Raw genomic sequence first — 8,343 nt, 5'->3', positions numbered from 1 at the left:
TTTTCAACCTAAAAAACAGTGGATATTATATTGACACTGCCCATGCCTTAGGCTATAATTTACAGTGATTCCTAGTGCGAGGGTGAGCCCTTGCCGGGGCATAATTATGAATTTCTGATGCCTTGCTTCTATACGAATTAGAAAATCAGAAGAAAAACAGGTTAAGGAGGTGTATACCGAATGAAAATGACTTTTCAGCCGAACAACCACTGGAGAAAGAAGACCCATGGCTTCCGTGAGCGTATGAAGACGAAGGGCGGCCGTCTCGTTTTGAAGAGAAGACGCCAGCGTGGCAGAAAGAAGCTTTCGGCATAAATTGTAGAGCAAGGTCACTTTATGTAGTGACCTTTTTCTTTGATTAGTTTCATTTATATGTTCAGATAGATTTTGGTGAATTTAGGTATGTTTGAATTGCCGAGACGGCGGATGCTCAAGCGCCGCAATGATTTTCAGAGGGTTTACCGCAAGGGAAGATCCCTGGCTAACCGGTATTTTGTCCTCTATGTCTTTGAGTCGGAAGAGCTTGCAGGTCGGGTAGGTTTTGCTGCTGGCAAGAAATTGGGCTGCGCTGTGAAGCGCAACCGGGTAAAACGGCTCTTGCGGGAAAGCTACAGGCTTCATCAACAGGAACTGCGTCCGGGGGTTGCCCTGCTGCTGGTGGGCAGACAGGCCATGCTGGATGTGAAATGTCCGGTGGTGGAGAAGGCCTTTATTTCTCTGGGCCGCAAAGCTGGTATCTTCAAAAAAGATTGATTATGATGAGGGCGGTTATGGTGAAAAGGTTTTTACTCCTGCTGGTCTGGGGCTATCAAAATTTCATTTCTCCATTGAAGCCGCCTGCTTGCCGTTATATTCCCACCTGTTCGGAATATGCCAGGCAGGCTATCGAAAAATATGGGGCACGCCGCGGCGGCTGGCTGGCGATGAAGCGCATCCTGCGCTGTCATCCCTTCCATAAGGGTGGCTATGATCCCGTACCATAGATGCTATATGTTTTATCAGATTAGGACGTGATGGATTGGAATTCTTTAGTACGCTTTTTTATCCGATTGAAAGTCTTCTGCGCTTTGTGCTGGAGACACTTTATGCTATAACCAGCGCAGCAGGTTTTGCCAGCTATGGTTGGGCGATTATTCTCTTGACGATCATTGTGAAGATGGCCCTTTATCCGTTGACGGTTAAGCAGGTCAAATCCATGAAGGCCATGCAGGAACTGTCCCCGAAGATGAAGAAGATCCAGGAAAAATACAAGGACAACCCGCAGGTCATGCAGCAGAAGATCGGCGCTCTCTACAAGGATGCTGGTGTTAATCCGCTGGCTGGCTGCCTGCCGCTGCTGATCCAGATGCCGATCCTCATGGGCATGTATTATTCCCTGTATAACTTCAGCTATCCGACGCCGGAATCTGCGTACTTCCTCTGGATGACCAGTATGTCCGAGCCGGATCCGATGTATATCCTGCCGATACTGTCTGCGCTGACTACATTCCTCCAGCAGAAGATGACGACGACGGATTCCAACAATCCGCAGATGAAGATGATGATGTTCATCATGCCGCTGTTCATCGGCTGGATCAGCATCAACTTCCCCTCCGGTCTGGTTCTGTACTGGGTGACCATGAATGTGGTACAGATTGCCCAGCAGTGGTGGATGTATCGCGGTGACAATACCGCTCCGAAAAAGGAGGCTGCCTGATGGCAAGCGTTGTAGAGGCCACGGGTAAAACCGTAGCAGATGCCTTGAAATCTGCTCTGCAGCAGCTGGGCTGTACGGAAGTAGATGTGGATTATGAAGTGCTGGAAGAGCCTTCCAAGGGCTTTTTAGGCTTCTTCGGCAAGGATGCCAAAGTCAAAGTAACGAAAAAAGAAACTGTTGTGGAAAAAGCAGTTGTCAAAGAAGTAAAGGCTGAAGCTGAGGTAAAAACGGCAGTGCCTGCAGCTGAGGAAAAAAATGCAGTTGTGAAGGATTATCCCTCTGCCACAGAGCAGCTGGCCCGGGCGGAAAAATTCCTGCGGGATGTCTTTGCGGCCATGAATATCGAAGTGACCTGGCAGCAGAGTGAGGCTGAGGATGGCGTGGTATTCAACCTGGAAGGTGACAATCTGGGGATCCTCATCGGCAAGCATGGCCAGACCCTGGATTCCCTGCAGTATCTCGTGAACCTCACGGCCAACCGTGGCGTGGCGGAAGGCCGTGTCCGCATCATCATCGATATTGAAGGTTATCGCTCCCGTCGGGAGGAAACCCTGATGCGTCTGGCCGGCCATTTGGCAGAGAAGGCCTGCCGTATCGGTGAAGAGGTTCATCTGGAACCAATGAACCGCCATGAGCGCAAGATCATCCATATGGCTCTGCAGGACAACCGCCGTGTCAGCACTTACAGTACTGGTGATGAACCCCGCCGTTATGTGGTGATTGTTCCCCGCCGTCGTCGCCGCCGCCGCGGCTTTGATGAGCAGGAACGTTACAACGAAGATTAAAGATTGATATTTTAGCTAAGAGAGCTGTGAAAGGGCTGTCTCATTATTGAGGCTGCCCTTTTACTATTATGAGTAGGTGAGATTATGCAAGGAGATACCATCAGTGCCATTGCCACGGCCCAGGGCGAAGGGGGCATTGGCATTATCCGTCTGAGCGGCGATAAGGCCATCGAGATTGCCGCGAAATTGTTTCAGCCTGTCAGTGGCAGGGAGCTGACGAGTTATGAAAGCCATCGGGCTGTGTATGGCAGGATTGTAGACGCGGATGGAAGAATCATAGATGAAGCGATAGTGCTGCTCATGAAAGCGCCCCATTCTTATACAAAAGAAGATGTGGTGGAGTTGCAGTGCCATGGCGGTGTGATGCCCCTGCGCAAGGCGCTGGCGTTGACCTATGATTATGGTGCCAGACCGGCAGAGGGCGGAGAATTCACCAAACGGGCCTTCCTGAATGGCCGTCTTGATTTGTCACAGGCTCAGGCCGTTATGGATATCATCACCGCCAAGACGGACAGAACCCTGAAAATGGCCTCTGGACATTTGACCGGTCAATTTTCCCGGCAGATAAAAGAGTGGCGTCACGAGATTCTGGGACAGATTGCGCATCTGGAAGCAGCCATTGATTTTCCGGAGGATGAAGTGGATGATATCGTGATGGAAGAGGTTGCCAAAAAAGTGGTAGAAGTGCGCAACTATATCCAAAAACTCCTCCGGACCGCCGGCACAGGCCGTATTCTGCGGGAAGGTCTGATGACGGCCATCGTCGGCAAGCCCAATGTGGGCAAGTCCAGCCTGCTCAATGCCCTGCTGCAGGAAGAACGGGCCATTGTCACCGATATTCCCGGCACCACCCGGGACTCCATTGAAGAATATGCCAATGTGGGCGGCGTTCCCCTGCGGATCATCGATACCGCCGGCATCCGGGCCACAGAAGATGTGGTGGAGCGAATCGGCGTGGAAAAATCCCGCCGGATGATCGATCAGGCGACCTTGGTGCTGGCCTTGTTTGACGGCTCCCGGCCCCTGGACCATGAGGATGAGGAAATAATTTCCCTGCTGGCTGGACAGGAGGCAATCGTCCTGCTGAATAAGAGCGATCTGGCTGCAGTGGTGACTGCTGAGGAACTGTCAGACAAAGCCGCAGTGCCGGTCATCGAGATTTCCACCAAAGACTACAGTGGCATGGATAAACTGACCGAGGCGATAAAGGCCAAAGTCTATGGCGGTGAAGTCCTGGCGGATGAAGGTTCCTTTGTCAGCGATGAACGGCAGGCAAATCTCCTGCGCAATGCAGATCGGCATCTGGCGGCGGCAATCACGACTATTGATGCGGGGCTGGGCCTTGACTTCATTTCCATTGACCTGCGTTCCGCTTGGGAAACGCTGGGCGAGATCACGGGCGATACCGTAGGCGAAGATATTATTGACGAGATTTTTTCCAAATTCTGTATTGGTAAATAAGGGGTAAGGATAATGGATTCAAAGAATGTTTTTGTTGCCGGGGAATATGATGTGATTGTGGTGGGCGCAGGCCATGCCGGCGTTGAAGCGGCACTGGCGGCGGCCCGCATTGGCTGCAACACTTTGCTGACCACTCTGTCCATGGACAATATCGCCCTGATGCCCTGCAATCCTTCGGTGGGTGGCCCGGCCAAAGGTCATCTGGTGCGGGAACTCGATGCGCTGGGCGGTGAGATGGGCGTCAATGCCGATAAGACCTGCATTCAGTTCCGCATGCTGAACACCGGCAAAGGCCCGGCCGTACATGCCCTGCGTGCCCAGGCCGACAAGAAGCTCTATCAGTTCACCATGAAGGAAACCTGCGAGAACACGGAAAACCTCGATGTGAAGCAGCTCTTGATCGATAAGCTGCTGGTGGAGGATGGCCAGGTAACCGGCGTGCAGTCGGAAACCGGCGAAATCTATAAGGCAAAGGCTGTCGTCATGGCGACGGGGACCTATCTCAAAGGCCGCATCATCATCGGTGAACATACCTATACCGGCGGCCCTGCAGGTCAGCGGGCGGCGATGAAATTCTCCGATTCCCTGGCTGAAGCAGGCGTAAAACTCATGCGCTTCAAGACCGGTACGCCGGCCCGCGTGGATGCCCGGACCTTGGACTACGACAAGATGGAAATCCAGCCCGGCGATGAGGAATGCCGCAACTTCTCCTTTATGAGCGATGAAGTGACGCGCGAGCAGATTCCCTGCTACCTGACCTATACGAATGAAGAAACCCATCAAATCCTGCGGGATAATATGGAGCGTGCGCCGATGGCCAATGGCATCATCGAAGGCATCGGCCCCCGCTACTGCCCGTCCATCGAGACGAAGATCCTGCGCTTCCCGGACAAGGAACGCCATCAGCTCTTTTTGGAGCCGGAAGGCCGCCATACCAATGAGGTCTATGTGCAGGGCATGTCTACTTCCATGCCCATGGATGTGCAGCTGGAATTTTTGCGCACGATTCCCGGGCTCGAACATGCCAAGGTCATGCGCGCCGGTTACGCCATTGAATACGATTGCATTGACCCGACCCAGCTCAAGCCGACGCTGGAATTCAAGCAGATCCATGGCTTTTTCTCTGCCGGTCAGGCCAATGGCACCTCCGGTTATGAGGAAGCTGCGGCCCAGGGTATTATCGCCGGTATCAATGCCGCCATGCTGATCAAAGGCGAAGAACCGCTGGTGCTAAAACGCAGTGAAGCCTATATCGGCGTGCTTATTGATGATCTGGTGACGAAGGGCACGAATGAGCCTTACCGCATCATGACCAGCCGCGCCGAATACCGCCTGTTGCTGCGGCAGGATAATGCCGACCAGCGTTTGACACCGCTGGGACGCCGGGTAGGTCTGGTAAAGGATGACCGCTGGGCACGCTATACGGAAAAGCAGACGGCAATCACGGAAGCGTTGGCATATCTGCGCCAGAACAGCATCAATCCCACCAAGGAAATCACGGAAAAACTGACAGCGGCAGGCATTGAGCCGGTGCGTAATGCCACGAGCTTCTACGATCTGCTGCGCCGCCCCGATGTGGACTATGATAAGCTGGCCGAACTGTTCGAGCTGCCGGAACTGGCCAAGGAAGTCAAACAGCAGGTGGAAATCACCATCACCTACGAAGGCTATATCAAGAAACAGCTGGAACAGGTGGAGCGCATGGAAAAACTCGAGGAAAAACTCCTGCCGGAGAATCTCGATTATGATGAAGTCCCCAGCCTGCGGGATGAGGGCCGGGAAAAACTCAAGGCCATCCGTCCCCGTTCCGTGGGACAGGCCAGCCGCATCAGCGGCGTCTCCCCGGCAGATATTTCCGTATTGCTGATCTGGCTGGAACAGCAGCAGCGCATCAAGGCAAGTGAGGAGAAAAAAGATGTTTAAGGAAGAATTACAGCGGGCGGCTGTAGAATACGGCATCGAGCTTAACGATAAACAAATGGAGCAGTTCAACCGTTACTTTGAACTGCTCGTAGAATGGAATGAAAAGATCAACCTGACCGCCATTACCGAGCCGAAAGAAGTGGCCATCAAACATATGATCGACAGCATTACGGCCTACGATGAAGCCCTGTTCAAGGATGGTACTACGGTTATTGATGTGGGCACTGGTGCCGGCTTTCCCGGCCTGCCGCTGAAGATTTTCTGCCCGGAAATCAAGCTGACCTTGATGGATTCCCTGAACAAGCGTATCAAGTTCCTGCAGACGGTGGTGGAGGAACTGGGGCTTAAGGATGTGGAATGTGTCCATGCCCGGGCAGAAGAAGGCGCCCGCAATAAAAAATACCGCGAATCCTTTGATATCGCGGTATCCAGAGCTGTGGCCAGACTCCCCATCCTCTGCGAATACTGCCTGCCCTTTGTCAAGAAAGGCGGTCATTTCATCGCTTTGAAGGGGATGCAGTTCCAGGAAGAAGCCGAAGAAGCGGCCAAGGCCATCAAGGTCATGGGGGGCAGCAAAACGGAAATCCGTCCCGTGAAACTGCCGGAACTCGATGACAAGCGGGCAGTCATAACCATCACCAAGACCATGCCTACGCCAAAGGCGTACCCGCGCAAGGCAGGTACGCCGACTAAGAATCCTATTTGCTGAGCATGGCTTGACAGAGAAGATTCATGACATTTTCTTCCCAGATCAGATTGCCGCTGAACTGTCCATGACCAGCGCTTTCTGACATGGCTTCGCCGTTGATGATATAGGCAAAGCCATTGCGTGTGCCGGGCTGGAAGAACAGGCCGGTCAACGCACCATAGGCTTCGCCGGTATGTCCCACCAGGTCTACGTGGGCGTCCCGGCAAACCCTGGCGGTACTGCCGCCGTCAATCTGATACATTCCGAGCCCATAGGAAAGCAATGTGCCGCCAAACGTTCCACCGTTATGGCCGTTGTAGATCCATTGGGCTTTTGTCATTTCCTGGATGGAATTGGCAGAAACTACCTGTTTGCCATGGAACCAGCCGTCATTCATAAGCATTTCCAGCGTATTTCCAAGCCCTTTTACGGAAATCCGCAATGCCCCTTGGGGACCAAAGAGCGTGCCGTTGGAACCAATCTGATACCCGGCCAACGAATAGCCATAGATGTTGTCAGTGGTTGGCTGATAGGTGCGGGGCTTATCGGCCGTGGCATAATAACCGCCTGTTCCCCGGTAGATAGAACCCAGCCGCTGCCAGGTCTCATAGGGCATCTTGGCCGGGAAGAAGTCCGCATCTGTTTCCAGATCCTTCAATATATGAGTGCGTTCGTATTCATCAAAACGCTGACCGCTGACTTTTTCAATGATGGTCCCTAGCAGGCCGAAATTCAGGTTCGCATAGGTAAAATATGAGCCAGGAGCCTGCGTGTAGACGCAGTAGGCGGGACTTGTCCGGTAAAAGAGACTGCTGATAGGCTGATAGGGAGGCAGGAAGTAGCCTGCTGAATCCCGGACGCCGGAGGTATGTGAGGCGATCATGCGTACGGTGATGGGAGTATCAGGATAGGCAGGATGCCGCAGATTGAAGCCCAAATACTGGCTGGCATCCGCATCGAGATCGATTGCTCCTTCGTCCACTAACTGCATCACACCTAAAGTGGTATAGAGCTTGGACAGGGAGGCTACCCGGAACAGGGAATCGGTGGTCATGGGATAATTGTTGGCCGGATTGGCATAATCGATTCGCCGCCGTCCAAAAGCGCCTTCATAGACGTCCTTGCCATCCTTATAAAGAATCACGCTGACACCGGGAACCTTTGCCCCGCTGGTGCCAATCATCGCGGCAAGCTCCTGGTCAAGCTTTTCCTTCATCGCGGGCGGCAGTGACGGCTGATCCTGAGGTGCTGTCGTCATGGCCTGTTGTTCGGCCGGCTGGGGAGAAACAGTTTCCTCGGCAAAGGCTGGCGCAGAGAACGAAAGCAGACAGGATATAAAGAGCAGGATGCGGGAAGTAGATTTTTGGAACACGATAAAGCCTCCTCTGGAAGATATGTAATTGAAATTTTATTGCTTTTTCTTATGACGGATGCTATAATAAAAGCACGAAAAGAACAAGCAATACTCGAAAACCCCCCAGCAACTTGGCAAAGCTGGGGGGTTTTCTCTACTAATTCGCCTTAATGGTTCAACCAATAGCTGAAAAGTTCAACAAGTATTCCCACTACCAGCGGAGCTAGTATCAACTCCACGATGCGCTCGAACAAGCAATACTCACCTCCTTTTTCGAGGCGGCAAGTGTATTTTACCATGAATTAGCTTATTAGACAATCATGGAATAAATTTATAAATAGACTTTTATGAAAATTTGCGCTATAATGAAGGGTACAGGAAAATGTAAACGTTGCTGTTTGTTACAAAGGGAGTTGTAAGGAGGCAGGAATGATGG

11 protein-coding genes are annotated in these 8,343 nt (G+C 52.4%); 9 read left to right on the top strand and 2 right to left on the bottom strand.

Annotated elements, in window-relative coordinates:
• The first annotated feature begins 180 nt into the window (after positions 1-180).
• The 8 genes from rpmH (at position 181) to rsmG (ending at position 6,574) form a co-directional block, all read left to right on the top strand.
• The gene (rpmH, locus tag SELR_RS14415) at positions 181-315 is read left to right on the top strand and encodes a 50S ribosomal protein L34 (RefSeq protein ID WP_014425951.1); all 135 of its coding nucleotides are present in this window, start codon (positions 181-183) and stop codon (positions 313-315) included.
• Between the two features lie 87 nt (positions 316-402).
• Positions 403-753, top strand: coding sequence for a ribonuclease P protein component (gene rnpA, locus SELR_RS14410; protein ID WP_014425950.1), 351 nt, complete (start codon positions 403-405; stop codon positions 751-753).
• Between the two features lie 17 nt (positions 754-770).
• On the top strand, positions 771-983 hold the full coding sequence (yidD, locus tag SELR_RS14405; RefSeq protein WP_014425949.1) for a membrane protein insertion efficiency factor YidD: 213 nt from the start codon (positions 771-773) through the stop codon (positions 981-983).
• A 35-nt stretch (positions 984-1,018) separates the two neighbouring features.
• Entirely contained in the window at positions 1,019-1,696 is a 678-nt protein-coding gene (locus tag SELR_RS14400) for a YidC/Oxa1 family membrane protein insertase (RefSeq protein WP_014425948.1), read from the top strand.
• Positions 1,696-2,481 (top strand): RNA-binding cell elongation regulator Jag/EloR, encoded by a 786-nt coding sequence (gene jag / locus SELR_RS14395; RefSeq protein WP_014425947.1) that lies wholly within the window; start codon positions 1,696-1,698, stop codon positions 2,479-2,481. The genes SELR_RS14400 and jag overlap by 1 nt, the downstream gene beginning before the upstream one ends.
• Positions 2,482-2,565: 84 nt before the next feature.
• Entirely contained in the window at positions 2,566-3,942 is a 1,377-nt protein-coding gene (mnmE, locus tag SELR_RS14390) for a tRNA uridine-5-carboxymethylaminomethyl(34) synthesis GTPase MnmE (RefSeq protein ID WP_014425946.1), read from the top strand.
• Positions 3,943-3,954: 12 nt separating this feature from the next.
• Positions 3,955-5,865, top strand: coding sequence for a tRNA uridine-5-carboxymethylaminomethyl(34) synthesis enzyme MnmG (gene mnmG / locus SELR_RS14385; protein ID WP_014425945.1), 1,911 nt, complete (start codon positions 3,955-3,957; stop codon positions 5,863-5,865).
• Positions 5,858-6,574, top strand: a complete 717-nt coding sequence (gene rsmG, locus SELR_RS14380; protein ID WP_014425944.1) for a 16S rRNA (guanine(527)-N(7))-methyltransferase RsmG — start codon at positions 5,858-5,860, stop codon at positions 6,572-6,574. Before mnmG ends, rsmG begins: the two co-directional genes overlap by 8 nt.
• Here rsmG and SELR_RS14375 read toward each other — a convergent pair.
• A complete protein-coding gene (locus SELR_RS14375; protein WP_014425943.1) occupies positions 6,564-7,925 on the bottom strand; it encodes a serine hydrolase domain-containing protein in 1,362 nt (453 codons plus the stop codon). The genes rsmG and SELR_RS14375 overlap by 11 nt on opposite strands.
• Here SELR_RS14375 and SELR_RS18925 point away from each other — a divergent pair.
• Positions 7,917-8,078 (top strand): hypothetical protein, encoded by a 162-nt coding sequence (locus SELR_RS18925; protein WP_158645825.1) that lies wholly within the window; start codon positions 7,917-7,919, stop codon positions 8,076-8,078. The two genes, SELR_RS14375 and SELR_RS18925, sit on opposite strands and share 9 nt — an antisense overlap.
• On the opposite strand, the gene SELR_RS18920 is transcribed toward SELR_RS18925, so the two are convergent.
• Positions 8,075-8,206, bottom strand: coding sequence for a type I toxin-antitoxin system Fst family toxin (locus SELR_RS18920; RefSeq protein WP_158645824.1), 132 nt, complete (start codon positions 8,204-8,206; stop codon positions 8,075-8,077). The genes SELR_RS18925 and SELR_RS18920 overlap by 4 nt on opposite strands.
• Positions 8,207-8,343 lie beyond the last annotated feature (137 nt).

This window comes from Selenomonas ruminantium subsp. lactilytica TAM6421, from assembly GCF_000284095.1.
Lineage (GTDB): Bacteria > Bacillota > Negativicutes > Selenomonadales > Selenomonadaceae > Selenomonas_A > Selenomonas_A lactilytica.
Note: the sequence above shows the minus strand (reverse complement) of the source record. Positions and strands in the feature narration are given on the sequence as shown.

Excerpts from the sequence above, each read along its gene's own strand:
- rpmH (WP_014425951.1), top strand. The coding sequence starts at position 181 with ATGAAAATGACTTTTCAGCCGAACAACCACTGGAGAAAGAAGACCCAT.
- yidD (WP_014425949.1), top strand. The coding sequence starts at position 771 with ATGGTGAAAAGGTTTTTACTCCTGCTGGTCTGGGGCTATCAAAATTTC.
- rnpA (WP_014425950.1), top strand. The coding sequence starts at position 403 with ATGTTTGAATTGCCGAGACGGCGGATGCTCAAGCGCCGCAATGATTTT.
- rsmG (WP_014425944.1), top strand. The coding sequence starts at position 5,858 with ATGTTTAAGGAAGAATTACAGCGGGCGGCTGTAGAATACGGCATCGAG.
- mnmE (WP_014425946.1), top strand. The coding sequence starts at position 2,566 with ATGCAAGGAGATACCATCAGTGCCATTGCCACGGCCCAGGGCGAAGGG.
- jag (WP_014425947.1), top strand. The coding sequence starts at position 1,696 with ATGGCAAGCGTTGTAGAGGCCACGGGTAAAACCGTAGCAGATGCCTTG.
- SELR_RS18920 (WP_158645824.1), bottom strand. The coding sequence starts at position 8,206 with ATGGTAAAATACACTTGCCGCCTCGAAAAAGGAGGTGAGTATTGCTTG.
- mnmG (WP_014425945.1), top strand. The coding sequence starts at position 3,955 with ATGGATTCAAAGAATGTTTTTGTTGCCGGGGAATATGATGTGATTGTG.